This is a genomic window from Leucobacter massiliensis (assembly GCF_002982315.1).
Lineage (GTDB): Bacteria > Actinomycetota > Actinomycetes > Actinomycetales > Microbacteriaceae > Leucobacter > Leucobacter massiliensis.
The window spans coordinates 73,117-96,573 of the sequence record NZ_MWZD01000016.1 but is presented as its reverse complement, the minus strand read 5'-3'; the positions used below and the strand labels follow the sequence as shown (position 1 = coordinate 96,573).

Below are 23,457 nucleotides of genomic sequence, written 5' to 3'. Positions count from 1 at the left end.
TACTCCAGTAAGTGTGCGATCGGGCGGGACGATGCCGGATCGTTAGTTGTTGTCGTCTTCGTAGCTGTAGAACTGCGCACCGTCGAAGCCGGGCACGGCGTCCTTCAGCGACAGACCCATCTCGGTGAGCTTGTCGCGCACCTCGAACACCGACTTCTGGCCGAAGTTGCGGATGTTCATGAGCTGCGCCTCGGAGAGCGCCACGAGCTCGCTCACCGTGTTGATCCCCTCCCGCTTCAGGCAGTTGTAGCTGCGCACCGACAGGTCGAGATCCTCGATCGGGATCGAGAGCTCACCCTCGGCGGCCACCTCGACCGGCGCGGGGCCGATCTCGACGCCCTCGGCGGCGGTGTTCAGCTCGCGCGCGAGCCCGAAGAGCTCCACCAGCGTCGAACCGGCCGAGGCGATCGCGTCGCGGGGGCTGATCGCGGGCTTCGTCTCGACATCGACCACGAGGCGGTCGAAGTCGGTGCGCTCGCCCGCTCGCGTGGCCTCCACGCGGTAGGTGACCTTCAGCACCGGCGAGTAGATCGAGTCGACCGGGATGCGGCCCACCTCGGCGTCCTCGTTGCGGTTCTGCACGGCGGAGACGTAGCCGCGGCCGCGCTCGATGGTCAGTTCGAGCTCGAACTGAGCCGAGTCGCTGAGCGTGGCGATCACCAGCTCGGGGTTGTGCACCTCGACGCCCGCCGGAGCGGAGATGTCGGCCGCGGTCACTTCGCCCGCACCGGTCTTCCGCAGGTAGGCGGTGATCGGCTCGTCGTGCTCGCTGGAGACGACGAGACCCTTGATGTTGAGGATGATCTCCGTGACGTCCTCGGTCACGCCGGGGATCGTGGTGAACTCGTGGGCGACACCCTCGAAGCGCACGCTGGTGACGGCAGCGCCCGGGATCGAGGAGAGCAGGGTGCGACGCAGCGAGTTGCCGAGCGTGTAGCCGAAGCCGGGCTCGAGCGGCTCGATGGCGAAGCGCGAACGGTACTCGGAGATCGATTCTTCAGTCAGAGTGGGTCGCTGTGCAATGAGCACTGTGTGTGGTCCTTTCGCTGGAGTCCGCTATATGACTCGTGCGTGATGTGGAAAGGGGCCCAGGGTGCAGGGTGGCGTCCTGAGCGGTTGCCCCCGGTCGTGCGCGGGTCCCGGAGCGGAACCCGCGCGCGGCCGGAGGCCGCCAGCGCTCGCCGCGCGCACGCGGCGAGGCCATGAGTTCAGACGCGGCGACGCTTCGGCGGACGGCAGCCGTTGTGCGTCTGCGGGGTGACGTCGGTGATCGAACCGACCTCGAGGCCCGCGGCCTGCAGGGAGCGGATCGCGGTCTCGCGGCCCGATCCGGGGCCCTTCACGAAGACGTCGACCTTCTTCATGCCGTGCTCCTGCGCCTTGCGAGCGGCAGACTCGGCGGCGAGCTGCGCGGCGAAGGGCGTCGACTTGCGCGAGCCCTTGAAGCCGACCCCGCCGGAGGATGCCCAGCTGATCACGGCACCGGTGGTGTCGGTGATCGAGACGATCGTGTTGTTGAACGTCGACTTGATGTGGGCCTGGCCCACGACCACGTTCTTCTTGTCCTTGCGACGCGGCTTGCGAGCCGCCGTCTTTGGTGCAGCCATTGAGTGTTCTCCTGAAAAGCTCTGTGTGATGGTCGAGTGGACCGGCGGTTACTTCTTCTTGCCGGCGACGGTGCGCTTCGGGCCCTTGCGGGTACGAGCGTTCGTCTTGGTGCGCTGACCATGCACAGGCAGGCCCTTGCGGTGGCGGAGCCCCTGGTAGCTGCCGATCTCGACCTTGCGGCGGATGTCGGCGGCGACCTCGCGGCGGAGATCGCCCTCGACCTTGAAGTTGCCCTCGATGTAGTCGCGGAGGGCGACGAGCTGATCGTCGGTGAGATCCTTGACGCGGATGTTGCCGTCGATCCCGGTGTCGGCGAGGGTCTTCAGCGCGCTGGTGCGGCCGACCCCGTAGATGTACGTGAGTGCGATCTCGACGCGCTTGTCGCGCGGGATGTCGACTCCTGCAAGACGTGCCATGCTGGCTCTCCTTGGCGGTAGTGGAGGTTTGGTGCGTATCGGGGGTTCGGGCCTCCGTCCCGAGGTGTCCCCTGCTCCGATGGGAGGCGAGCCGGTGAGCTCACCGCGACTCCCCGCCGGACGCTTCGCGCCCGTGGAGACTCGCGCAGGTTCTTCGATGCGCTGTGTGCGGTATTCAGTTGCGTGTGTGATGCGCTGCCGGACGTGCGCGGGAGGCGCTCGGCCGGCCTGCAGGAGTTCCGGGGGACGGATCCCCCGCGAGCTCGACGCGGATGCTCCCCGCCGCGGGCCCAGGGGCCCGAAGCGGGAGGCGCGCTAGCCCTGCCGCTGCTTGTGGCGCGGGTTGCTCTTGCAGATCACCATGACGCGCCCGTGGCGGCGGATGACCTTGCAGTGATCGCAGATCGGCTTGACGCTGGGCTTGACCTTCATGATGGTTCCTTCGTTGTTCGCTGTCCTCGTACTCGCGGGATGCCGCGAGCCGTTACTTTCCAGCGACCTACTTGTAGCGGTAGACGATGCGGCCGCGGGTCAGATCGTAGGGCGTGAGCTCCACGATCACACGATCCTCGGGCAGAATACGGATGTAGTGCTGCCGCATCTTCCCGGAGATGTGGGCGAGCACCTTGTGGCCGTTGCTCAGCTCGACGCGGAACATCGCGTTCGGCAGTGCCTCGACAACCTGTCCCTCGATCTCGATGACGCCGTCTTTTTTCGCCATAGCCTCACTATCGCTTGCGTAGGTGTGTGCTGGTCTTGCGAATGCCGGGCGCTCGATTTCGCCAACGCGAAAGCAGGCGCAAAGCACCAAAGATCAATCGTACCCGGGCGAGTCCGCTTTGTAAAGCCGAAGCGTGTGTCGCGCTCAGGGGATCGGGACCGGGGTGATCCCGAGCGGCGCGAGGCCCGCGGCGCCGCCGTCCTCGGCAGTGAGCACCCAAATGCCGTCCCGGTGCACCGCGACGGAGTGCTCCCACTGCGCGCTCATCGAACCGTCGGCGATCGTCACCGTCCAGTCGTCATCCTCGACCACCGTGTCGATGCCGCCCGCCGAGATGATCGGCTCGATCGCGACGACCAGCCCGGGCTTCACCTCCGGCCCGCGCCGGCGCACCGGCACGTTGAACACCGGAGGATCCTCGTGCATGCTGCGGCCGATGCCGTGGCCGATGTAGTCCTCCAACACGCCGAAATCGCTGTTCGCCCGCACGTACGCGGACACCGCCTCCCCCACCTCGTTGAGGTGCGAGGCGGTCGCCAGACGCGCGATCCCGCGCCACATCGCCTGCTCGGTCACCGCGCTCAGCTTCTCATTCGCCGCGGTGCGCTCCGGATCGGCCGGATCGGGCAGCACGGCCGTGAAGGCAGCGTCCCCGTGCCAGCCGCCCACCACGGCTCCCGCGTCGAGCGCGACGATGTCACCGTCCTGCAGGGGGCGCTCGGTGGGGATCGCGTGCACCACGTGCTGGTTCACGTTCGCGCAGATCGTGTGGCGATAGCCGGGCTCCAGCATGAAGTTGGGCGCGCCGCCGCGGGAGCGGATCGCCTCCTCGGCGATGGCGTCCAGCTCAAGGGTGCTGATCCCCGGGCGCACCGCCGCACGCATCGCCGCGAGCGCCGCGGCGGTCGCCAGACCCGGCTCGACCATCAGCCGCAGCTGAGCCGGAGACTTGTAGATCGAACGACGCAGCATCCCCCGACGGGCCACGCCTAGCGCCCCGCGGTGGCTGCGAGCCGGGCGTCGAGACCCGTGGCGATCCGCTCGGCGACCTCGTCGACGGAGCCGAGGCCGTCCACGGCGACGAGAATCCCGCGCTCCGAGAAGAGCGCGATGAGCGGAGCGGTCTGCTCGGCGTACACCTCCTGGCGGTGGCGGATGACCTCTTCCGTGTCATCCGCTCGCCCCTCCAGCTCGGCGCGCTTCAGCAGCCGGGCGACGACCTCGTCGGTGTCGGCCTCGAGCAGGATCACCGCGTCGAGAGCGGCGCCGTCGAGCATGCCGTCGAGCGCGTGCACCTGGTCGACGGTGCGGGGGTAGCCGTCGAGCAGGAAGCCGCCGCGCGCGTCCTCCTGTGAGAGCCGGTCGGCGACGATCTCGTTGGTGAGCTCGTCCGGGACGAGCTCACCGCGCTCGATGATCGCCTGCACGCGCTGGCCCAGCTCCGTGCCGCCCGTGATGTTGGCGCGGAAGATGTCGCCGGTAGAGATGGCGGGGACGCCGTAGCGCTCCGCGATCCGCGAGGCCTGCGTGCCCTTGCCGGCGCCGGGAGGGCCGATGATGAGCAGGCGAGCAGTGGTGTTCTCGGTCACTTGAGAAGCCCTTCGTAGTGGCGCTGCTGCAGCTGGGCATCGATCTGCTTGACCGTCTCGAGGCCAACGCCGACGATGATCAGGATCGAGGCGCCACCGAACGGGAAGTTCTGGTTCGCCCCGAAGAAGGACAGCGCGATGAGCGGGAGAAGCGCGATGACGCCCAGGTAGAGCGAGCCCGCGCTCGTGATGCGGGTCAGCACGTAATTGAGGTACTCGGCAGTCGGCCGGCCGGCCCGGATGCCCGGGATGAAGCCGCCGTACTGCTTCATGTTGTCCGAGACCTCCTCCGGGTTGAAGGTGATCTGGACGTAGAAGAAGGTGAAGCCGATCGTCAGCAGGAAGAACACCAGCATGTACATCGGCTGGTCGCCGTAGACGAGGTTGTTCTGCACCCAGACGACCCACTCCTTCGGGTCCTCACCGATCTTCGGCTGGTTGAACTGGGTGATGAGCATCGGCAGGTACAGGATCGCCGAGGCGAAGATGACGGGGATCACGCCGGCCATGTTCACCTTGATCGGGATGTAGGTGCTGCTGCCCCCGTAGGTGCGACGCCCGACGACGCGCTTCGCGTACTGCACCGGGATGCGCCGCTGCGACTGCTCCACGAACACGACCGCGGCGACGACGAGCAGGCCGACGGCGATGACGATGAAGAACGTCTCCCAGCCCTGCGACTCCTTGATGACCCACAGGCCGCCGGGGAAGGTCGCCGAGATCGAGGTGAAGATGAGCAGCGACATGCCGTTGCCGATGCCGCGCTCGGTGATGAGCTCGCCGAACCACATGATGAGGCCGGTGCCCGCCGTCATCGTGATGATCATGATGAGGATCGCCCACCACTCCTGCGACACGAGGTTCTGGCAGGCCTGGTTCGCGAGGCTGCCGAAGAGCTGCCCGGAGCGTGCCACCGTGATGAGCGTCGTGGACTGCAGGATCGCCAGAGCGATCGTCAGATACCGGGTGTACTGGGTGAGCTTCGCCTGCCCGGCCTGCCCCTCCTTGTGGAGCGCCTCGAAGTGCGGGATCACGACCCGCAGCAGCTGCGTGATGATGGAGGCCGTGATGTAGGGCATGATGCCCAGCGCGAAGATCGACAGCTGCAGCAGCGCGCCGCCGCTGAACAGGTTGATCATGTCGTACAGGCCCGAGGTTCCGGCCGACTGGTTGGCGACGAGACACGCCTGCACATTGTCGAACTGCACGAACGGCGCGGGAATGAAGGATCCGAGCCGGAACAGCGACACGATCGCGAGCGTGAACACAATCTTGCGTCGCAGATCGGGAGTCCGGAAGATCCGTCCGATGGCGCTGAACAAAATCTGCCTCCTGGGAACGTCGTGAGGGCCTTCGCCTGACGACGAGAAACCAATGAGCCTAGCCTACACGGCGGGCGGGGCCGCACCACAGCGGGGACGCGGCGTGAAGAAAAAAGCGGGGGCGCGGGAAGCGGCACGGATGCCTGCTCCCCACTCCCCCGCGGCCCGGGCGAGGCCCGGACGATCGGATCCTGCGGGATCCCTACTTGATCTCGCCGCCGGCGGCCACGATCTTCTGCTCTGCCGAGCCGGAGACCTTGTCCACCGAGACGGTGAGCTTGACCTGCAGATCGCCGTCACCGAGCACCTTGACGGGCTGGTTCTTGCGCACGGCGCCCTTCGCCACGAGATCCGCGACGGTCACCTCGCCGCCCTGCGGGTACAGCTCCGCGAGCTTGGCGACGTTCACCACCTGGTACTCGGTGCGGAACGGGTTCTTGAAGCCGCGCAGCTTCGGCGTGCGCATGTGCAGCGGCATCTGCCCGCCCTCGAAGCCGGCCTTCACCTGGTAGCGGGCCTTCGTGCCCTTGGTGCCGCGGCCCGCCGTCTTGCCCTTGGACGCCTCGCCGCGACCCACGCGGGTCTTGGCCTTCTTGGCGCCCGGAGCAGGACGGAGGTGGTGCGCCTTGAGCACCTGCTCGCGCTCCTCGTTGTTCTCGCTCATGCGTCGATCTCCTCAACCTCTACAAGGTGAGCAACGGCGCGCACGTACCCGCGGTTGGCCTGGGTGTCCTCGCGAACGACCGACTGGCCGATCTTCTTGAGGCCGAGGCTGCGCAGGGTGTCGCGCTGGTTCTGCTTCTCACTGATAACGGACTTCGTCTGCGTAATCTTGAGGCTCTTCGCCATTACGCACCTGCCTTTGCCTTCGCGGCAGCGTCGGCCGCGGCCTTCGCCTCGGCGCGCACGATGCGGGCCGGGGCGACGCGGTCGAAGTCGAGACCGCGGCGGGCTGCGACGGAGCGGGGCTCCTCGAGCTGCTGCAGCGCCTCGACGGTCGCGTGCACGATGTTCAGGGTGTTCGACGAACCGAGCGACTTGCTCAGCACATCGTGGATGCCGGCGCACTCGAGCACGGCGCGAACCGGGCCACCGGCGATGACGCCGGTACCGGCCGCAGCCGGACGCAGCAGCACGACGCCGGCTGCGGCCTCGCCCTGCACGGGGTGCGGGATGGTGCTGCCGACGCGGGGGACGCGGAAGAAGTTCTTCTTCGCCTCCTCGACGCCCTTCGAGATCGCGAGGGGCACCTCCTTGGCCTTGCCGTAGCCGACGCCGACGGTGCCGTTGCCATCGCCCACCACGACGAGCGCGGTGAAGCTGAAGCGACGGCCGCCCTTGACGACCTTCGAGACGCGGTTGATGGTCACCACGCGCTCGAGGAACTGGCTCTCGCTGCGGTCGCGTCCGCCGCGCTCACCGCGGGTGCCGCGATCGCGGCTGCCGCGACGCTGCTCGCGGGGCTCGTTGCGGTGATCCTGAGCCGGGGCCGAAGCCTCCGTGGTCTCAGTCGCCTGTGCAGACACTTCCTGCTCCTTCGTTTCGTTGCTCACAGGGTCAGCCCCCCTTCGCGAGCGCCGTCGGCGATCGCAGCGACTCGACCCGCGTACTTGCTGCCGCCGCGGTCGAACACGACGGCCTCGATTCCGGCGCTCTTGGCGCGCTCGGCGACGAGCTCGCCGACCTTGCGGGCCTTGGCGGTCTTGTCACCCTCGAAGGAGCGCAGATCCGCTTCCATGGTCGAAGCCGAAGCGAGGGTGAGACCCTTCGAATCGTCCACGACCTGCACGAACACGTGACGCGCGGAGCGGTTCACGACGAGACGGGGGCGCTGCTCCGTGCCGACGATCTTCTTGCGCAGGCGGGTGTGGCGGCGCACACGTGCGGCCGAGCGCCCCTTGGCGCGGATTCCTGATGCGGCCATCGTTACTTACCAGCCTTTCCTGCCTTGCGACGGACGACCTCGCCCGCGTAGCGGATGCCCTTGCCCTTGTACGGCTCCGGCTTCTTCAGCTTGCGGATGTTGGCAGCGACTTCGCCGACCGCCTGCTTCGAGATGCCGCTGACGGTGATCTTCGTGTTGCCCTCGACCGCAAGGGTGATGCCCTCCGGCGCATCGAAGCTCACCGGGTGCGAGAAGCCGAGCGCGAGCTCCAGGCCCGAACCCTTCTGCTGCACGCGGTAGCCCGTGCCGACGACCTCGAGCTGCTTCGTGTAGCCCTCGGTGACACCGATGATGTTGTTGTTGATGAGCGTGCGGGTCAGGCCGTGCAGCGCTCGGGAATCGCGCTCGTCGTCGGGACGGGTGACCAGCACCTGTCCGTCCTCGACTGCAACGCGGATGGGCTCGGAGACGACGAGCGAGAGCTCGCCCTTCGAACCCTTGACCGTGACCTTCTGGCCCTCGATCTTGACGTCGACACCACCGGGAACGGTGATGGGAAGCTTACCAATACGTGACATGACGGCTTACCACACGTAGGCGAGGACTTCCCCGCCGACGCCCTTCTGCTCGGCCTCGCGGTCGGTGAGGAGCCCCGAGGAGGTGGACAGGATCGCGATGCCGAGGCCGCCGAGCACGCTCGGGATCTCGGTGGAGCGCGCGTACACGCGAAGGCCGGGCTTCGACACCCGCTTGATGCCCTCGATCGAGCGCTCGCGGTTGGGGCCGTACTTCAGGGACATGGTGAGGGTCGTGCCGACGCGCGCGTCCTCGACCTTCCAGTCCTTGATGTAGCCCTCTCGCTTGAGGATCTCAGCGATCCGCTCCTTCAGCTTCGAGCCGGGAAGCGAAACGTCGTCATGATGCGCAGAGTTCGCATTGCGCAGCCGGGTCAGCATATCTGCGACCGGATCAGTCATCGTCATGAGTGACTCTTCTTTCTCGCCTGGTATCGCACCCCGTTACACGGAGTACGACCTGGGTGACACACGGATCGGGTGCCCGGGAAACTCCCGGGCACCCTCGCCGCTTGGACTATTCAGTTATTCGGCCTTGAACGGGAAGCCGAGCGCGCGAAGCAGCGCCCGTCCCTCGTCGTCGGTCTTCGCGGTGGTCACGACGGTGATGTCGAAACCGCGCACCCGATCAATCTTATCCTGATCGATCTCGTGGAACACACTCTGCTCGGTCAGACCGAAGGTGTAGTTGCCGTTCCCGTCGAACTGCTTCGGCGAGAGCCCGCGGAAATCGCGGATACGCGGCAGGGCGAGATTGACCAGGCGGTCGAGGAACTCCCAGGCGCGGTCACCGCGGAGGGTGACGTGCGCGCCGATCGCCTGGCCCTCGCGCAGCTTGAACTGCGCGATCGACTTGCGGGCCTTGGTGACCATGGGCTTCTGACCGGTGATCTTGGTGAGATCCGCGATCGCGCCCTCGATCACCTTGCTGTCGCGAGCGGCGTCGCCGACGCCCGTGTTCACGACGACCTTCACGACGCCGGGAACCTGCATGATGTTCGGGTAGCCGAACTCCTCGCGCAGCTGCGGAACGATGTCGCTCCGGTACTTCTGCTTGAGACGGGGCTGAACCTTGGTCTCAGTCATTTAGAGGTCCTTCCCAGACGACTTGGCGTAGCGGACGCGCACGGTCTTCTTCTTGCCGTCGCGCTCCACCTCTTCGACGCGGAAGCCGACGCGGGTCGGCTTCTTCGTCTCCGGGTCGACGACGGCCACGTTCGAGACGTGGATCGGGGCCTCGACGGTCTCGATGCCACCCTCGCGGGTGCCACGATCCGACTGGCCGACGCGCACGTGCTTCGTCACGAAGTTGACGCCCTCGACGATCACGCGATCGCTCTCGGACAGCACCTCGATGACGCGCCCCTGCTTGCCCTTGTAGCCGCCGCGCTCCTGCGACGGTCCCGAGATGACCTCGACGAGGTCACCCTTCTTGATCTTTGCGCCCATAGGACTAGATCACCTCCGGTGCGAGCGAGACGATCTTCATGAACCGCTTGTCGCGCAGCTCACGGCCGACCGGCCCGAAGATACGGGTGCCGCGGGGCTCCCCGTCGGCCTTGAGAATGACGGCGGCGTTCTCGTCGAAGCTGATGTACGAGCCATCGGCGCGACGGGTCGACTTGCGCGTCCGGACGACGACGGCCTTGACCACGTCGCCCTTCTTCACGTTGCCGCCGGGGATCGCGTCCTTGACGGTCGCGACGATGGTGTCGCCGAGACCGGCGTACCGACGCTTCGAACCCCCGAGCACGCGGATGGTGAGCAGCTCCTTGGCGCCGGTGTTATCGGCGACCTTGAGCCGGGATTCCTGCTGAATCACTAGTTACTCCTTCACTCAGTAAGCGCGAGGCTTACTTCGCCTTCTCGAGGATCTCGACCAGACGCCAGCGCTTGGTGGCGCTCAGCGGGCGGGTCTCATGGATGAGCACGAGATCGCCGATGCCGGCGGTGTTCTGCTCGTCGTGGGCCTTCACCTTCGACGAACGGCGCATGACCTTGCCGTACAGCGGGTGCTTCACGCGATCCTCGACCTCGACGACGATGGTCTTGTCCATCTTGTCGCTGACGACGTAGCCGCGGCGGGCCTTGCGGTAGCCGCGCTGTTCCTTCTCGACCTCAGCAGCCACGGTCAGGCCTCCTTCGTCTCGGTGCTGGCCGACTCGGCGGGCTCAGCCGCCTGCTCGGCCTTCTTGCTGCTCTTCTTCTTCGCGGGAGCCGGGGCGGCGGCCGGGGTGACCCGGATGCCCAGCTCGCGCTCGCGCAGCACCGTGTAGATGCGGGCGATGTCGCGCTTCACCTGACGGACCCGGCCGTGGCTCTCCAGCTGGCCGGTGGCCGACTGGAAGCGAAGGTTGAAGAGCTCGGCCTTCGCCTTCTTGAGCTCCTCGGCCAGACGCTCGTTCTCGAAGGAATCGAGTTCAGTGATGGCCAGTTCTTTCGTGCCGATCGCCATTACGCGTCGCCCTCCTCGCGCTTGATAATGCGGGCCTTCAGGGGCAGCTTGTGGATGGCGCGGGTGAGCGCCTCACGAGCGAGCTCCTCGTTGACACCGGCGACCTCGAAGAGGACGCGGCCCGGCTTGACATTGGCCACCCACCACTCGGGCGAGCCCTTACCGGAGCCCATGCGGGTTTCCGCGGGCTTCTTGGTGAGGGGACGGTCCGGGTAGATGTTGATCCACACCTTGCCGCCGCGCTTGATGTGACGGGTCATCGCGATACGAGCGGACTCGATCTGACGGTTCGTCACGTACGCGGGGGTCAGCGCCTGGATCCCGAACTCACCGAAGGCGACCGTGTTGCCGCCCTTCGACTGGCCGCTGCGGCTGGGGTGGTGCTGTTTGCGGTACTTGACTCGACGGGGAATCAGCATGCTTACTTCTCCGCTCCTGCTGCAGCGGGTGCAGCCTCGGCCTGCGCGCCACGGGGCGCGCGGCGACGATCGCCGCGATCGCGCGACGGCTTCTGGGCCGCCTGCTCGCGAGCGAGTTCCTTGTTGGTCAGGTCGCCCTTGTAGATCCAGACCTTCACGCCGATGCGGCCGAAGGTGGTCTTCGCCTCGTAGAAGCCGTAGTCGATGTTCGCGCGCAGGGTGTGCAGCGGCACGCGCCCCTCGCGGTAGAACTCGGAGCGGCTCATCTCGGCGCCGCCGAGGCGGCCGGAGACCTGGATGCGGATGCCCTTGGCACCGGCGCGCTGCGCGCCCTGCAGGCCCTTGCGCATCGCGCGGCGGAACGCCACGCGAGCAGCGAGCTGCTCGGCGATGCCCTGGGCGACCAGCTGAGCGTCGGCCTCGGGGTTCTTCACCTCGAGGATGTTCAGCTGGATCTGCTTGCCGGTGAGCTTCTCGAGGTCGGCGCGGATGCGCTCGGCCTCGGCGCCGCGGCGGCCGATGACGATGCCCGGACGCGCCGAGTGGATGTCCACGCGAACGCGATCACGGGTGCGCTCGATCTCGACGCGCGAGACGCCGGCGCGATCGAGCTGCTTCGTCAGGTGCTGGCGGATCTTGATGTCCTCGGCCAGGTAGTCGGCGTAACGCTGACCCTTCTTGGTCGAGTCCGAGAACCAGCGCGACACGTGGTCGGTGGTGATCCCGAGGCGGAAGCCGTAGGGATGAATCTTCTGGCCCATACCGTTAGGCTCCCTTCTTCGCGGCCGCGAGCTCATCGGCGGTCTGCAGAACGACCGTGATGTGGCTCGTGCGCTTGTTGATGCGGAATGCGCGTCCCTGTGCGCGGGGGCGGAAGCGCTTGAGCGTCGCGCCCTCGTCCACGAAGGCGCGAGCGATGACCAGCTCGTCCTCGTTGAGACGCAGGTTCTCCTTGTCGGCCTTCACGCGGGCGTTGGCGATTGCCGACGCGACCAGCTTGAAGATCGGCTCCGAGGCGGCCTGCGGGGCGAACTTCAGGATGGCCAGGGCCTCCTGGGCGTTCTTGCCGCGGATCAGGTCAACGACGCGACGGGCCTTCTGGGGGGTGATGCGGATATGACGCACGCGTGCGATCGACTCCACCATTTCTCTTCCTCCTTCACGTCCCCGCGTCAGCGGCGACGGCCCTTCTTGTCGTCCTTCACGTGACCACGGAAGGTGCGCGTGGGCGCGAACTCGCCCAGCTTGTGACCGACCATGGTCTCGGTGACGAACACCGGGATGTGCTTGCGACCGTCGTGCACCGCGATCGTGTGCCCCAGCATGGCGGGGATGATCATCGAGCGGCGCGACCAGGTCTTGATCACGTTCTTGGTGCCGGCTTCGTTCTGGGCAACCACCTTGTTCAGCAGGTGGTTGTCGACGAAGGGGCCCTTCTTGAGACTACGAGGCATCTTCTACTCTCTCCTACCTGCCGATTAACGCTTCTTGCCGGTCGGACGGCGACGCACGATGAGCTTGTCGCTTTCCTTGTTCGGATGGCGCGTACGGCCTTCCTTCTGACCCCACGGGCTGACCGGGTGACGACCGCCCGAGGTGCGGCCCTCGCCACCACCGTGCGGGTGATCGACCGGGTTCATGACGACACCGCGGACGGTCGGGCGCACGCCCTTCCAGCGCATGCGGCCGGCCTTGCCCCAGTTGATGTTCGACTGCTCGGCGTTGCCCACCTCGCCGACGGTCGCGCGGCAGCGCGCGTCGACGTTGCGGATCTCACCCGAGGGGAGGCGCAGCTGGGCGTAGGGGCCGTCCTTCGCGACGAGGCGCACCGAGGTGCCTGCGGAACGGGCGAGCTTCGCTCCCCCGCCCGGCTTCAGCTCGATCGCGTGGATCACGGTACCGGTCGGGATGTTCTTCAGCGGCAGGTTGTTGCCGGGCTTGATGTCGGCGCCGGCACCCGACTCGACGACGTCGCCCTGCTTCAGCTTGTTCGGGGCGATGATGTAGCGCTTCGTGCCGTCCTCGAAGTGCAGCAGCGCGATGCGCGCCGTGCGGTTCGGATCGTACTCGATGTGCGCGACACGGGCGTTCACGCCGTCCTTGTCGTGACGACGGAAGTCGATGACACGGTACTGGCGCTTGTGCCCGCCGCCGATGTGGCGGGTGGTGATGCGGCCCTGGTTGTTGCGGCCGCCCGTCTTGGGGAGCGGGCGAAGCAGCGACTTCTCGGGCGTGGAGCGCGTGATCTCGGCGAAATCAGCGACGCTCGAACCGCGACGACCGGGGGTCGTCGGCTTGTACTTGCGAATAGCCATGTTGTGTTCCTCTTCGCCCCTTCTACAGCGCAGCCGTGAAGATGTCGATGGAGCCCGACTTCAGCGTGACGATGGCGCGCTTGGTGTCCTTGCGCTTGCCGAGGCCGTTGCGAGTGCGGCGGGTCTTGCCCTTGCGGTTCAGCGTGTTGATCTTGCCGACCTTCACGTTGAACACCTCCTCGATCGCGAGCTTGATCTCCGTCTTCGAAGCGTTCGGCTGCACCTCGAAGGTGTACTGGCCGTTCGCGTCGATGAGGTTGTAGCTCTTCTCGGAGACGATGGGGCGGATGATGACGTCGTGTGCAGACTTGGGCAGGCTCACTTCGTGCCCTCCTTAGCGGTGTGTGCCTCAGCCGTGCGGCCGCCGACGAAGGCGTCGAAGGCTGCCTTGGTGAAGACGAGATCGTCGCTGACGACCACGTCGTAGGCGTTGAGCTGATCCTGGAACAGCACGTGGACGTGAGGCAGGTTGCGCACGCTCAGCGTGGTGACCTCGTCCTCGCGCTCCACGACAACGAGCACGCGCTTGCCCGGCGCCACCGAGGCGAGGAACTCGCGCGCGGTCTTGGTGCTGGGCTTGTCCCCGATGCCGAAGGACTCGACGACGTGCAGGCGGTTCGCGCGAGCGCGATCCGAGAGCAGGCCGCGCAGAGCCGCAGCGATCATCTTCTTGGGGGTGCGCTGCGCGTAGTCGCGCGGCACCGGGCCGTGCACGACGCCGCCGCCGCGGTGCTCGGGAGCACGCACCGAACCCTGACGGGAACGGCCGGTGCCCTTCTGCTTGAACGGCTTGACGCCCGAACCGGAGACCTCGCCGCGGTTCTTGGTCTTGTGCGTCCCCTGGCGGGCAGCGGCGAGCTGCGCGGTCACCACCTGGTGGATCAGCGGGACGTTGGTCTCGACGGCGAAGATCGACTCGGGAAGCTCGACCGAACCGGCCTTCTTACCCTGGGCGTCGAGCACCTCGAGCTTGGTAGCGGTAGCCATGAACTACGCCCCCTTCACTGCGTTGCGAACGAAAACGAGACGACCGCGAGCACCGGGAACCGCACCCTTGACCAGGATGAGACCCTTCTCGGCGTCGATCGCCTGCACGGTCAGGTTCTGCACGGTGACGCGCTCGCCACCCATGCGACCGGCCATGCGCTGGCCCTTGAACACGCGACCGGGGGTCGCGGCGCCGCCGATCGAGCCCGGCTTGCGGTGGTTGCGGTGCGCACCGTGCGAGGCGGAGACGCCCTTGAAGTTGTGACGCTTCATGGTGCCCGCGAAGCCCTTGCCCTTCGAGGTGCCGACGACGTCGATCTTCTGACCGGCCTCGAAGGTGCCGTCGACGGTGAGCTCCTGGCCCAGCGCGTACTCGCCGGCATCGGCCGTGCGCACCTCGGTGAGGTGACGACGCGGGGTGACCCCGGCCTTCTCGAAGTGGCCGGCGGTGGGCTTGTTCACCTTGCGGGGGTCGATCTGACCCGCGGCGATCTGCACGGCGCTGTAGCCGTCGACCTCGGGGGTGCGGATCTGCGTGACCACGTTGGGAGCCACCTCGATGACCGTGACGGGAACGACCTTGCCGTCCTCGTCCCAGACCTGCGTCATGCCGAGCTTGGTGCCCAGGAGACCCTTCACATTGCGTGCAACAGACATGTTCGGATCCCCCCTTAGAGCTTGATCTCGATGTTGACGTCGGCAGGCAGATCGAGTCGCATGAGCGAATCGACGGCCTTCGGAGTGGGATCGACGATGTCGATCAGGCGCTTGTGCGTGCGCTTCTCGAAGTGCTCGCGGCTGTCCTTGTACTTGTGGGGCGAACGGATCACGGCGATCACGTTCTTCTCCGTGGGGAGCGGCACGGGGCCGATCACGGTCGCACCCGCGCGGGTCACCGTGTCGACGATCTTGCGTGCGGAGCTGTCGATGACCTCGTGGTCATACGACTTCAGTCGGATGCGGATCTTCTGTCCCGCCATGTGACTCTCTACTTTCTACTTGCGTCGTACCGGGATCCGGGGATCTCGGCATTGGACGTCTTGCGTACCAGCGCCCTGGCACCCGCGTGTCTGCTGACACCGCATGCTGGGTCTCTGTTCACCTGTCAAAACGCGCTCGCGCGCGCCCCACACACACGAAGACGGCCGGACTCTCGTCTGGCCGCCGAACGGCGTGCGGGTGTTGTTCGCTACCCGCGGCCTAGCCCGGGCCCCGGAAACCGGAGCGGCTATGCACAGCCTGGCAGTGACCCGCCCCGAAGCGCGGAGTACTGAACCTGTCTATTCTCGCACGGCGCCCCGGATCGATGCAACCCGGGCGTGTCGCGGGTGTTAGGGGCGGGGGGAACGAGCCGGGAGGAGGCTCGGGAGGAGGAGGTAGATGACGAGCACGGCAAGGCCCGAGAGCAGCAGCCCGAGGGTGCCGAGCAGGTTCGTGAAGATCGAGCCGAGACCGAGCAGGGAGGCCGCCAGGGTCGCCGCGGCCGTCATCCCGGACGCCGCCACATGCGAGTAGCCGAGCTGCTGGATCCGCTGATAGGTGTGCTCCTTGTGCGGCTCGTCCCAGCGGTGCCCAGCGCGCAGCCGCTTCACCAGGGTCACCCCCACGTCGCCGAAGTAGATCACCATCGGGCCGATCGTGGCCAGCAGCGGCACCCCGCCGACGAGCGCGGCGAAGCTCGTGATCGCCACGGCGCCGCCGAGCAGGTAGCTGCCCACATCGCCCAGGAAGGCACCCGGCTTCGTCAGGTTCCACGGCAGGAACCCCGCGAAGGCCGCCGCCAGCACAAGCCCCGCCGTCAGCAGCCACGGCATCGAGAGGATGGCCCCCGAAGCGGCGAAGGCAAGCCCGGCGATCACGCCGTGGAAGCCGCTGATGCCGTTCAGCCCGTCCATGAAGTTCGCCACGTTGATGTAGCTCGAGATGAACAGCACCGCGTAGACGCCCAGCAGGATGAGCCCCCACAGCGGCAGCTGCACGTGCGCCCAGGCCGCCCATCCGAACGATGCGGCTCCGAACTCCCCGACATACGGCGCGAAGGCCTCGGAGGTGTTCCCGAGCCACAGCAGCGCCGTCGCCGACGCCGCCGCGATCCCGAGCAGCAGGGCACTGCGCACCCCCACGCTGAGCCCGCGCAGATCCTCCGCGAGCCCCAGCAGGCCCGCGCACAGCGAGCCGAGCAGCACCACCAGCAGCACCGCGCCGCCGGGCAGCGGCATCGGCTGGCCCGCCAGCAGGGCGAGCGTCGCCGCGCCCTCCGCGATCACCAGCGCGATCAGCACCGCGAGCCCCAGGCCGCGCAGCACCGGGCGCTGATGCGAGGAGCGCTCGTTCGGCACGTCCATGATCCCGAGCCGCACCAGCAGGGGACGGACCGCGAACGGCAGCACCAGGCTGAGCATCAGGGCGATGCTAGCGGCCAGAACGGCGACGGTTCCTCCGCTCACTGCACCCGCTCCTCTGCCGCCTCGGTCAGGTCCATGCGCGCGACCCACCCCTCGTGATCGAGCACCTCCGGCGAGATCGTGTCGACGTGCGCGTGCGCGATCTTCGGGTGGAACGGGCGCTCGTCGCCCTCGCCCTCGCCCACCAGTTCCTCGTGCAGCTTCTCACCGTGCCGCAGCCCGGTGAAGATGATCTCGATGTCCTTCCCCGACTGCGCGATCATGCGCTTCGCGACGTCGAGGATGCGGACGGGCTCCCCCATGTCGAGGATCAGGACCTCGCCGCGGCGCCCGATGCCGCCTGCCTGCACCACGAGCTGGCAGGCCTCCGGGATCGTCATGAAGTAGCGCGTCACCTCGGGGTGCGTGACCGTGACCGGCCCGCCGGCATCGATGAGCTTGCGGAACGTGGGCAGCATCGAGCCACGGCTGCCGATCACATTGCCGAACCGCACCGAGAGGTAGCGCTCGCCCGTGTGCTCCGCCATCCACGCCGTCAGCTTCTCGGCCACCCGCTTCGAGTGGCCGAGCACGCTCGTCGGGTTCGCGGCCTTGTCGGTGGAGATGTTCACGAAGGTGCCCACCCCCACGGAGGCGGCGGCGCGGAGCACGTTGAGGGTGCCGAGCACATTCGTCTTCCACGCCTCGTCGGGGTACTGCTCGAGCATGGGCAGGTGCTTCAGTGCGGCCGCGTGGAAGACGACCTCGGGCCTGCGCTCGGCGAAGATCCGGTTCAGCGTCTCCGGGTCGCGGATGTCGGCGAGCACCACGTCGTTCGTGTCGAGCAGGCCGTGCCCGCTGATCGACAGCTGCGTCTCCTGCAGCGCGGTCTCGTCGCGGTCGAGCATGATGAGCTCGCTGGGGGCGAAGCGGGCGAGCTGCCGGCAGAGCTCGGAGCCGATCGATCCGCCAGCGCCCGTCACGAGCACGCGCTTGCCCTGCAGGTACTCGGCGATCGACTCCGTCTCCAGGCGGACCGGGTGCCTGCCGATGAGATCCTCGATCGCGAGCTCGCGCACATTCGAGATGACGGAGGCGTTGAGCAGGATCTGCTCGAGCGGGGGCAGCACCATGGCGGTCATGCCGCAGCGGTCGGCGAGCTCGTCGACCCTGCGCATCAGCGTGGCGTCGGCGTCGCCGATGCAGACGATCAGCTTCGTGGCGCGCGTCATCCGCCCGATCCGGGGAAGATCGTCGAGGGAGCCCAGCACGCGCACCCCGCGCACCTCCTGGTGACGCTTCGCGGGGTCGTCGTCGATGAAGCCGACCGGCAGGGCGGAGCCCTTCGCATCGGTGAGGAGACGCTTCGCCGTCTGCACGCCGAGATAGCCGGCGCCGTAGAGCAGGGTCCGCTCGGCCTCCTCCCCGGGCTTGAGCTGCCGCTCGTTGGAGAGCCGGACGAGATACCGGGCGACGCCCATCAGGCTGAAGGCGATGGGGGCCGCGATGATGAGGGTGCTGCGCGGGATCCCGTTGCCGTAGCCGACCAGATAGGCGAAGAGCCAGGCGGCGACCATCACCGCGGTGATGTCGAGGACGAGCGAGCGGACCTCGTCGAAGCTGCCCAGCTCGTAGCGGTTGCGGTAGAGCCAGAACACCCACCCGCCGAGCAGCTGGAGCACGATCGTGACCCCGATGACCGCGGCCGTCCAGCCGGGGTGGATGCGCGCGAGATTGAAGTCGAAGCGGAGGACGAGCGCCGCGAGGATCGCGATCGCCCAGGCGAGGGCGTCGAGCAGGAAGAGCAGCCCGTACTGGCGAATGAAGTGCGCCAGGCGCGCTCCGACGGTCTGCGGCACTCGGCCTCCCTCTCTCCTCGGGCGGGGGAACCGATCCCCGGGCGGGATCACCTCCGAGGATACCGCCCCGCGGCTGCCGAACGGCCGCGCCGCGCGCCTGAGGGACGGCGGCGCCGCCCGCGATCGCCCTCCCTCGGAACGCGAAGAACCCCCGGGGATGTCCCCGGGGGTTCTTGCTGCGTTCGCCTCAGCGAGCGTCGCTCAGAGCGACTCGCTTACTCGATGACCTTGGTCACCGTGCCGGCGCCGACGGTGCGGCCGCCCTCACGGATCGCGAAGCCGAGGCCCTCCTCCATGGCGATCGGCTGGATCAGCTCGACCGTCATGTCGGTGGTGTCGCCGGGCATGACCATCGGCTTGTCCTCGGGAAGGGTGATGACACCGGTCACGTCAGTCGTACGGAAGTAGAACTGCGGACGGTAGTTCGTCTCGAACGGGTTGTGACGGCCGCCCTCTTCCTTCTTCAGGATGTAGGCGGTGCCCTCGAACTTGGTGTGCGGGGTGATCGAGCCGGGCTCGACGACGACCTGACCGCGCTCCACGTCCTCGCGCTTGGTGCCGCGGAGGAGCAGACCACAGTTCTCGCCGGCCCAGGCCTCGTCGAGCTGCTTGTGGAACATCTCGATGCCGGTGACGGTGGTCTTCTGCGTCGGGCGCAGACCCACGATCTCGACCTCGGAGTTGATCTTCAGCGTGCCACGCTCGGCGCGGCCGGTGACCACGGTGCCGCGGCCGGTGATCGTGAAGACGTCCTCGACGGGCATGAGGAACGGCTTGTCCTTGTCGCGCACCGGATCCGGGATCGACTCGTCCACGGCCTCCATGAGCTCGAGAACGGCGTTGACCCACTTCTCGTTGCCCTGCAGTGCCTCGTAGCCCGAGACGCGGACCACGGGAACGTCATCGCCCGGGTAGCCGTGCTTGGAGAGCTCCTCGCGGACCTCCATCTCGACGAGCTCGAGGATCTCCTCGTCGTCGACCATGTCGCTCTTGTTGAGGGCGACGAGCAGGTAGGGCACGCCGACCTGCTTGGCGAGCAGGATGTGCTCCTTGGTCTGTGCCATCATGCCGTCGGTGGCGGCGACCACGAGGATCGCGCCGTCCATCTGGGCGGCGCCGGTGATCATGTTCTTGATGTAGTCGGCGTGACCGGGGGCATCAACGTGCGCGTAGTGGCGCTTGGGGGTCTCGTACTCGACGTGCGAGATGTTGATGGTGATGCCGCGCTGGCGCTCCTCCGGAGCCGAGTCGATCGTGTCGAAGTCGCGCTGGACATTGGTGTCCGACGGGTACTTGTCGGCAAGCGTCTTCGAGATCGCCGCGGTAAGGGTCGTCTTACCGTGGTCGACGTGACCGATCGTTCCGATGTTCACGTGCGGCTTGGTCCGCTCGAACTTGGCCTTCGCCACTATGGTCCTCCTCAGGACGTTGAGTACCCTCCCCCTTCGACGGTTTCGAAGGGCACGAGTACGGGGTGTGTACTTATGTTACAAGCTCAGGAGTGCGATCGCGACCTGAGCGGGTGGGCCGGCGGCTGACGGTCGGCCAGCCACCGGCCCGAGGGCGGCGTTACTCGCCCTTTGCCTTCTGGACGATCTCGTCGGCCACGGCCTTCGGCACCTCGGCGTAGGAGTCGAAGGTCATCGAGAACACCGCGCGGCCGCTGGTCTTCGACCGCAGATCGCCGATGTACCCGAACATCTCGGAGAGCGGCACGAGGGCACGCACGACCTTGACGCCGCTCGCATCCTCCATCGCCTGGATCTGGCCGCGACGCGAGTTCAGGTCGCCGATGACGTCGCCCATGTACTCCTCGGGCGTGCGCACCTCAACGGCCATCATCGGCTCGAGCAGCACGGGCTGCGCGAGGCGGGCGGCCTCCTTGAAGGCCATCGAGCCGGCGATCTTGAACGCCATCTCCGAGGAGTCGACGTCGTGGTACTGGCCGTCGAGCAGGGTCGCCTTGACGTTCACCACGGGGAAGCCTGCGAGGATGCCGTACTGCATGGCGTCCTGGATGCCGGCGTCGACCGAGGGGATGTACTCGCGCGGCACGCGGCCGCCGGTGACCTTGTCCTCGAACTCGTAGGTCTTCTCGGAGTCGGCCTCGAGCGGGGCGAGCGCGATCTGCACCTTCGCGAACTGGCCGGAGCCACCGGTCTGCTTCTTGTGCGTGTAGTCGTACTTCTCGACCGCGCGGCGGATCGTCTCGCGGTAGGCCACCTGGGGCTTGCCCACGTTCGCCTCGACCTTGAACTCGCGCTTCATGCGGTCCACGAGGATGTCGAGGTGCAGCTCGCCCATGCCGGCGATGACGGTCTGACCGGTCTCGGCGTTGAGGCTCACCCGGAAGGTGGGATCCTCTTCGGCGAGCTTCTGGATCGCGACGCCCAGCTTCTCCTGGTCGCCCTTGGTCTTGGGCTCGATGGCCACCTCGATCACGGGCTCCGGGAAGGTCATCGACTCGAGCACGACCTGCTTGTCCGGATCGCTCAGGGTGTCACCGGTGGTGGTGTCCTTGAGGCCGATCACCGCGTAGATGTTGCCCGCGGTGAGCTCGTCGACCGGGTTCTCCTTGTTGGCGTGCATCTGGAAGATCTTGCCGATGCGCTCCTTCTTGCCCTTCGTCGAGTTGACGACCTGGGCGCCCGAGGGCACGTGACCCGAGTAGACGCGCACGTAGGTGAGGCGGCCGAAGAAGGGGTGCACGGCGATCTTGAAGGCCAGCGCCGAGAAGGGCTCGTCGCGGTTCGGCTTGCGCTCGATGATGATCTCTTCGTCGCGCGGATCGTGTGCCTGGATGGCGCCGATGTCGAGCGGGTTCGGCAGGAAGTCCACCACCGCGTCGAGCATGGGCTGGATGCCGCGGTTCTTGAACGCCGAGCCGCAGTACACGGGGTAGATCTCGTTGTTCACGACCAGCTTGCGGATGCCCGCCTTGAGCTCGTCGATCGACAGCTCCTCGCCGCCGAAGAACTTCTCGAGGAGCTCGTCGTCGCTCTCGGCGACGGTCTCGACGAGCTGCGCGCGGTACTCCTCCGCCTTCGCCTGCAGATCCGCAGGGATCTCCTGGGTCTCGTACGCGGCGCCCAGGGTCACATCGCCCTTCGAGTCGCCCTCCCACACGAAGGCCTTCATGGAGAGGAGGTCCACGACGCCGATGAAGTCGTTCTCCGCGCCGATGGGCAGCTGCATCACGAGCGGCTTCGCGCCGAGACGGCTGACGATGGTGTCGACCGTGAAGTAGAAGTCGGCGCCCATCTTGTCCATCTTGTTGACGAAGCAGATGCGGGGCACCCCGTACTTGTCGGCCTGACGCCAGACGGTCTCGGACTGGGGCTCGACGCCCTCCTTGCCGTCGAACACGGCGACGGCGCCGTCGAGCACGCGCAGCGAGCGCTCCACCTCGACGGTGAAGTCGACGTGGCCGGGGGTGTCGATGATGTTGATCTGGTTCTTGTTCCAGAAGCAGGTCACGGCGGCGGACGTGATCGTGATGCCGCGCTCCTTCTCCTGCTCCATCCAGTCGGTCGTCGAGGCGCCGTCGTGGGTCTCGCCCAGCTTGTGGTTGACACCCGTGTAGAACAGGATGCGCTCGGTCGTGGTGGTCTTGCCGGCATCGATGTGCGCCATGATGCCGATGTTGCGGACCTTGCTCAGGTCGGTGAGCACGTCTTGTGCCACAGGGGTCTCCTCCGGTGTGGGGATGGAAGTTCGGGTGGTGTCGGCACGGCTGCGTGGTGATCAGCCGGAGCCGCGGGGCTCGCGCCCCGCAGGAGCCGGGCCGGATCCCGAGAGGGATCCGACCCGGTTCCCGGGTCTACCGGACTGGCTTACCAGCGGTAGTGAGCGAACGCGCGGTTCGACTCGGCCATCTTGTGCGTGTCCTCACGGCGCTTCACGGCGGCGCCGAGGCCGTTGGAGGCGTCGAGGATCTCGTTGGTGAGGCGGTCGGTCATCGTGTTCTCACGACGAGCCTTGGCGTAGCTGGTCAGCCAGCGCAGCGCGAGCGTGTTGGCCCGGTGCGGCTTCACCTCGACGGGCACCTGGTAGGTGCTGCCGCCGACGCGACGCGAGCGGACCTCGAGGGTGGGGCGCACGTTGTCGAGCGCCTTCTTGAGGACCGTCACGGCATCCTGGCCGGACTTCTCGGCCACGTTCTCGAGCGCGCCGTAGACGATGCGCTCCGCGAGGCCCTTCTTGCCGTCCAGCAGGATCTTGTTGACGAGCTGGCTCACCACGGGAGAGCCGTAGACGGGATCGGCGACAACGGGGCGCTTCGGAGCAGGACCCTTACGAGGCATTACTTCTTCTCCTTCTTGGCACCGTAGCGGCTACGAGCCTGCTGGCGATCCTTGACCGCCTGCGTGTCGAGCGCGCCGCGCACGATCTTGTAGCGGACACCGGGGAGGTCCTTGACACGACCACCGCGCACGAGCACCAGCGAGTGCTCCTGCAGGTTGTGGCCCTCGCCCGGGATGTAGGCGGTGACCTCGGTGCCGTTGCGGAGCTTCACACGAGCGACCTTGCGCATCGCCGAGTTCGGCTTCTTGGGCGTGGTGGTGTAGACACGGGTGCAGACCCCGGCCTGCTGCGGGTTCGCCTTCAGGGCGGGCGCCTTGGTCTTGGAGACCTTCGGCGTCCGGCCCTTGCGAACCAGCTGCTGAATAGTAGGCACTGATTCTCCTCATTCGTCCTGCACGGTGACAGGAATGCTTTCTGTGATCAAGCATGTGCGACCGCTTGCGAGGCCGCGGAGCTGCTGTCCCCCGCCCCGCGCGAGCGTGGAGCCGGCGACCGAGTGCAGCTATGCCGTGGGGGTATCGCCCGTGGCGGGCGAGTGACCCTTGGCCCGCTCCCCCTCCGACCCGTCGCACCGAGGCACGGCAAACGGGAGGTGGAACACACCAAACATCAACTAT

At 67.0% G+C, this 23,457-nt stretch carries 34 protein-coding genes; all 34 read right to left on the bottom strand.

The window, feature by feature from the left end; translation table 11 throughout:
• Positions 1–42: 42 nt before the first annotated feature.
• Entirely contained in the window at positions 43–1,029 is a 987-nt protein-coding gene (locus B4915_RS06460; protein ID WP_105805012.1) for a DNA-directed RNA polymerase subunit alpha, read from the bottom strand.
• A gap of 179 nt (positions 1,030–1,208) precedes the next feature.
• Positions 1,209–1,607, bottom strand: coding sequence for a 30S ribosomal protein S11 (rpsK, locus tag B4915_RS06455; RefSeq protein WP_017885301.1), 399 nt, complete (start codon positions 1,605–1,607; stop codon positions 1,209–1,211).
• Positions 1,608–1,655: 48 nt separating this feature from the next.
• Entirely contained in the window at positions 1,656–2,024 is a 369-nt protein-coding gene (gene rpsM / locus B4915_RS06450; protein WP_017885302.1) for a 30S ribosomal protein S13, read from the bottom strand.
• A gap of 315 nt (positions 2,025–2,339) precedes the next feature.
• Positions 2,340–2,456: a 50S ribosomal protein L36 gene (gene rpmJ / locus B4915_RS06445; protein WP_017885303.1), complete on the bottom strand. Its 117-nt coding sequence runs from the start codon at positions 2,454–2,456 to the stop codon at positions 2,340–2,342.
• Between the two features lie 67 nt (positions 2,457–2,523).
• The gene (gene infA, locus B4915_RS06440) at positions 2,524–2,745 is read right to left on the bottom strand and encodes a translation initiation factor IF-1 (protein WP_105805011.1); all 222 of its coding nucleotides are present in this window, start codon (positions 2,743–2,745) and stop codon (positions 2,524–2,526) included.
• Between the two features lie 144 nt (positions 2,746–2,889).
• Entirely contained in the window at positions 2,890–3,717 is an 828-nt protein-coding gene (gene map / locus B4915_RS06435; RefSeq protein WP_181158475.1) for a type I methionyl aminopeptidase, read from the bottom strand.
• Between the two features lie 17 nt (positions 3,718–3,734).
• Positions 3,735–4,334: an adenylate kinase gene (locus B4915_RS06430; protein ID WP_105805009.1), complete on the bottom strand. Its 600-nt coding sequence runs from the start codon at positions 4,332–4,334 to the stop codon at positions 3,735–3,737.
• On the bottom strand, positions 4,331–5,656 hold the full coding sequence (secY, locus tag B4915_RS06425; RefSeq protein ID WP_105805008.1) for a preprotein translocase subunit SecY: 1,326 nt from the start codon (positions 5,654–5,656) through the stop codon (positions 4,331–4,333). The genes B4915_RS06430 and secY overlap by 4 nt, the downstream gene beginning before the upstream one ends.
• A 202-nt stretch (positions 5,657–5,858) precedes the next feature.
• Positions 5,859–6,320, bottom strand: coding sequence for a 50S ribosomal protein L15 (gene rplO / locus B4915_RS06420; RefSeq protein ID WP_105805007.1), 462 nt, complete (start codon positions 6,318–6,320; stop codon positions 5,859–5,861).
• Complete coding sequence (gene rpmD, locus B4915_RS06415; RefSeq protein ID WP_024356787.1) at positions 6,317–6,505, bottom strand: 50S ribosomal protein L30; 189 nt, start codon at positions 6,503–6,505, stop codon at positions 6,317–6,319. The genes rplO and rpmD overlap by 4 nt, the downstream gene beginning before the upstream one ends.
• Positions 6,505–7,209, bottom strand: coding sequence for a 30S ribosomal protein S5 (gene rpsE, locus B4915_RS06410; RefSeq protein ID WP_105805006.1), 705 nt, complete (start codon positions 7,207–7,209; stop codon positions 6,505–6,507). The genes rpmD and rpsE overlap by 1 nt, the downstream gene beginning before the upstream one ends.
• Positions 7,206–7,580 carry a 50S ribosomal protein L18 gene (rplR, locus tag B4915_RS06405; protein WP_105805005.1) on the bottom strand — a complete coding sequence of 125 codons (375 nt, stop codon included), beginning with the start codon at positions 7,578–7,580 and terminating at the stop codon, positions 7,206–7,208. Before rplR ends, rpsE begins: the two co-directional genes overlap by 4 nt.
• Before the next feature lie 2 nt (positions 7,581–7,582).
• A complete protein-coding gene (gene rplF, locus B4915_RS06400; RefSeq protein ID WP_105805004.1) occupies positions 7,583–8,119 on the bottom strand; it encodes a 50S ribosomal protein L6 in 537 nt (178 codons plus the stop codon).
• Positions 8,120–8,125: 6 nt separating this feature from the next.
• Positions 8,126–8,524 carry a 30S ribosomal protein S8 gene (gene rpsH, locus B4915_RS06395; protein ID WP_105805003.1) on the bottom strand — a complete coding sequence of 133 codons (399 nt, stop codon included), beginning with the start codon at positions 8,522–8,524 and terminating at the stop codon, positions 8,126–8,128.
• A 117-nt stretch (positions 8,525–8,641) separates the two neighbouring features.
• Positions 8,642–9,202 (bottom strand): 50S ribosomal protein L5, encoded by a 561-nt coding sequence (rplE, locus tag B4915_RS06390; RefSeq protein ID WP_105805002.1) that lies wholly within the window; start codon positions 9,200–9,202, stop codon positions 8,642–8,644.
• The gene (gene rplX, locus B4915_RS06385; protein ID WP_105805001.1) at positions 9,203–9,565 is read right to left on the bottom strand and encodes a 50S ribosomal protein L24; all 363 of its coding nucleotides are present in this window, start codon (positions 9,563–9,565) and stop codon (positions 9,203–9,205) included.
• A gap of 4 nt (positions 9,566–9,569) precedes the next feature.
• The gene (rplN, locus tag B4915_RS06380; RefSeq protein WP_105805000.1) at positions 9,570–9,938 is read right to left on the bottom strand and encodes a 50S ribosomal protein L14; all 369 of its coding nucleotides are present in this window, start codon (positions 9,936–9,938) and stop codon (positions 9,570–9,572) included.
• A gap of 31 nt (positions 9,939–9,969) precedes the next feature.
• Positions 9,970–10,245, bottom strand: coding sequence for a 30S ribosomal protein S17 (rpsQ, locus tag B4915_RS06375; RefSeq protein WP_105804999.1), 276 nt, complete (start codon positions 10,243–10,245; stop codon positions 9,970–9,972).
• A 2-nt stretch (positions 10,246–10,247) separates the two neighbouring features.
• Positions 10,248–10,571, bottom strand: coding sequence for a 50S ribosomal protein L29 (gene rpmC / locus B4915_RS06370; RefSeq protein ID WP_105804998.1), 324 nt, complete (start codon positions 10,569–10,571; stop codon positions 10,248–10,250).
• Positions 10,571–10,990: a 50S ribosomal protein L16 gene (gene rplP / locus B4915_RS06365; RefSeq protein ID WP_105804997.1), complete on the bottom strand. Its 420-nt coding sequence runs from the start codon at positions 10,988–10,990 to the stop codon at positions 10,571–10,573. Before rplP ends, rpmC begins: the two co-directional genes overlap by 1 nt.
• Positions 10,991–10,992: 2 nt before the next feature.
• Complete coding sequence (gene rpsC, locus B4915_RS06360; protein ID WP_024356779.1) at positions 10,993–11,751, bottom strand: 30S ribosomal protein S3; 759 nt, start codon at positions 11,749–11,751, stop codon at positions 10,993–10,995.
• Between the two features lie 4 nt (positions 11,752–11,755).
• Positions 11,756–12,136, bottom strand: coding sequence for a 50S ribosomal protein L22 (rplV, locus tag B4915_RS06355; protein WP_105804996.1), 381 nt, complete (start codon positions 12,134–12,136; stop codon positions 11,756–11,758).
• A 26-nt stretch (positions 12,137–12,162) separates the two neighbouring features.
• A complete protein-coding gene (gene rpsS / locus B4915_RS06350; RefSeq protein ID WP_105804995.1) occupies positions 12,163–12,444 on the bottom strand; it encodes a 30S ribosomal protein S19 in 282 nt (93 codons plus the stop codon).
• A gap of 24 nt (positions 12,445–12,468) precedes the next feature.
• The gene (gene rplB / locus B4915_RS06345; protein WP_105804994.1) at positions 12,469–13,305 is read right to left on the bottom strand and encodes a 50S ribosomal protein L2; all 837 of its coding nucleotides are present in this window, start codon (positions 13,303–13,305) and stop codon (positions 12,469–12,471) included.
• Between the two features lie 22 nt (positions 13,306–13,327).
• Entirely contained in the window at positions 13,328–13,627 is a 300-nt protein-coding gene (gene rplW / locus B4915_RS06340; RefSeq protein WP_105804993.1) for a 50S ribosomal protein L23, read from the bottom strand.
• Positions 13,624–14,292 carry a 50S ribosomal protein L4 gene (gene rplD, locus B4915_RS06335; protein WP_105804992.1) on the bottom strand — a complete coding sequence of 223 codons (669 nt, stop codon included), beginning with the start codon at positions 14,290–14,292 and terminating at the stop codon, positions 13,624–13,626. Before rplD ends, rplW begins: the two co-directional genes overlap by 4 nt.
• A 3-nt stretch (positions 14,293–14,295) precedes the next feature.
• The gene (rplC, locus tag B4915_RS06330) at positions 14,296–14,949 is read right to left on the bottom strand and encodes a 50S ribosomal protein L3 (protein WP_105804991.1); all 654 of its coding nucleotides are present in this window, start codon (positions 14,947–14,949) and stop codon (positions 14,296–14,298) included.
• A 14-nt stretch (positions 14,950–14,963) separates the two neighbouring features.
• Positions 14,964–15,272 (bottom strand): 30S ribosomal protein S10, encoded by a 309-nt coding sequence (rpsJ, locus tag B4915_RS06325; protein WP_010156393.1) that lies wholly within the window; start codon positions 15,270–15,272, stop codon positions 14,964–14,966.
• A gap of 351 nt (positions 15,273–15,623) precedes the next feature.
• Positions 15,624–16,739, bottom strand: coding sequence for an MraY family glycosyltransferase (locus B4915_RS06320; protein WP_245907379.1), 1,116 nt, complete (start codon positions 16,737–16,739; stop codon positions 15,624–15,626).
• On the bottom strand, positions 16,736–18,535 hold the full coding sequence (locus B4915_RS06315) for a polysaccharide biosynthesis protein (RefSeq protein ID WP_105804990.1): 1,800 nt from the start codon (positions 18,533–18,535) through the stop codon (positions 16,736–16,738). Before B4915_RS06315 ends, B4915_RS06320 begins: the two co-directional genes overlap by 4 nt.
• 215 nt (positions 18,536–18,750) lie before the next feature.
• Positions 18,751–19,944: an elongation factor Tu gene (gene tuf / locus B4915_RS06310; RefSeq protein ID WP_105804989.1), complete on the bottom strand. Its 1,194-nt coding sequence runs from the start codon at positions 19,942–19,944 to the stop codon at positions 18,751–18,753.
• Positions 19,945–20,104: 160 nt separating this feature from the next.
• Positions 20,105–22,219 (bottom strand): elongation factor G, encoded by a 2,115-nt coding sequence (fusA, locus tag B4915_RS06305; RefSeq protein WP_105804988.1) that lies wholly within the window; start codon positions 22,217–22,219, stop codon positions 20,105–20,107.
• A gap of 149 nt (positions 22,220–22,368) precedes the next feature.
• On the bottom strand, positions 22,369–22,839 hold the full coding sequence (gene rpsG, locus B4915_RS06300) for a 30S ribosomal protein S7 (protein WP_024356767.1): 471 nt from the start codon (positions 22,837–22,839) through the stop codon (positions 22,369–22,371).
• Complete coding sequence (gene rpsL, locus B4915_RS06295; RefSeq protein WP_105804987.1) at positions 22,839–23,213, bottom strand: 30S ribosomal protein S12; 375 nt, start codon at positions 23,211–23,213, stop codon at positions 22,839–22,841. The genes rpsG and rpsL overlap by 1 nt, the downstream gene beginning before the upstream one ends.
• Positions 23,214–23,457: the final 244 nt, after the last annotated feature.

Coding starts and splice junctions, on each gene's coding strand:
- rpsK (WP_017885301.1), bottom strand. CDS start 1,607: ATGGCTGCACCAAAGACGGCGGCTCGCAAGCCGCGTCGCAAGGACAAG.
- rpsM (WP_017885302.1), bottom strand. CDS start 2,024: ATGGCACGTCTTGCAGGAGTCGACATCCCGCGCGACAAGCGCGTCGAG.
- rpmJ (WP_017885303.1), bottom strand. CDS start 2,456: ATGAAGGTCAAGCCCAGCGTCAAGCCGATCTGCGATCACTGCAAGGTC.
- infA (WP_105805011.1), bottom strand. CDS start 2,745: ATGGCGAAAAAAGACGGCGTCATCGAGATCGAGGGACAGGTTGTCGAG.
- map (WP_181158475.1), bottom strand. CDS start 3,717: ATGCTGCGTCGTTCGATCTACAAGTCTCCGGCTCAGCTGCGGCTGATG.
- rplO (WP_105805007.1), bottom strand. CDS start 6,320: ATGAGCGAGAACAACGAGGAGCGCGAGCAGGTGCTCAAGGCGCACCAC.
- rpmD (WP_024356787.1), bottom strand. CDS start 6,505: ATGGCGAAGAGCCTCAAGATTACGCAGACGAAGTCCGTTATCAGTGAG.
- rplR (WP_105805005.1), bottom strand. CDS start 7,580: ATGGCCGCATCAGGAATCCGCGCCAAGGGGCGCTCGGCCGCACGTGTG.
- rplF (WP_105805004.1), bottom strand. CDS start 8,119: ATGTCACGTATTGGTAAGCTTCCCATCACCGTTCCCGGTGGTGTCGAC.
- rpsH (WP_105805003.1), bottom strand. CDS start 8,524: ATGACGATGACTGATCCGGTCGCAGATATGCTGACCCGGCTGCGCAAT.
- rplE (WP_105805002.1), bottom strand. CDS start 9,202: ATGACTGAGACCAAGGTTCAGCCCCGTCTCAAGCAGAAGTACCGGAGC.
- rplX (WP_105805001.1), bottom strand. CDS start 9,565: ATGGGCGCAAAGATCAAGAAGGGTGACCTCGTCGAGGTCATCTCGGGA.
- rpmC (WP_105804998.1), bottom strand. CDS start 10,571: ATGGCGATCGGCACGAAAGAACTGGCCATCACTGAACTCGATTCCTTC.
- rplP (WP_105804997.1), bottom strand. CDS start 10,990: ATGCTGATTCCCCGTCGAGTCAAGTACCGCAAACAGCACCACCCCAGC.
- rpsC (WP_024356779.1), bottom strand. CDS start 11,751: ATGGGCCAGAAGATTCATCCCTACGGCTTCCGCCTCGGGATCACCACC.
- rplV (WP_105804996.1), bottom strand. CDS start 12,136: ATGGTGGAGTCGATCGCACGCGTGCGTCATATCCGCATCACCCCCCAG.
- rpsS (WP_105804995.1), bottom strand. CDS start 12,444: ATGCCTCGTAGTCTCAAGAAGGGCCCCTTCGTCGACAACCACCTGCTG.
- rplB (WP_105804994.1), bottom strand. CDS start 13,305: ATGGCTATTCGCAAGTACAAGCCGACGACCCCCGGTCGTCGCGGTTCG.
- rplD (WP_105804992.1), bottom strand. CDS start 14,292: ATGGCTACCGCTACCAAGCTCGAGGTGCTCGACGCCCAGGGTAAGAAG.
- rplC (WP_105804991.1), bottom strand. CDS start 14,949: ATGTCTGTTGCACGCAATGTGAAGGGTCTCCTGGGCACCAAGCTCGGC.
- rpsJ (WP_010156393.1), bottom strand. CDS start 15,272: ATGGCGGGACAGAAGATCCGCATCCGACTGAAGTCGTATGACCACGAG.
- rpsG (WP_024356767.1), bottom strand. CDS start 22,839: ATGCCTCGTAAGGGTCCTGCTCCGAAGCGCCCCGTTGTCGCCGATCCC.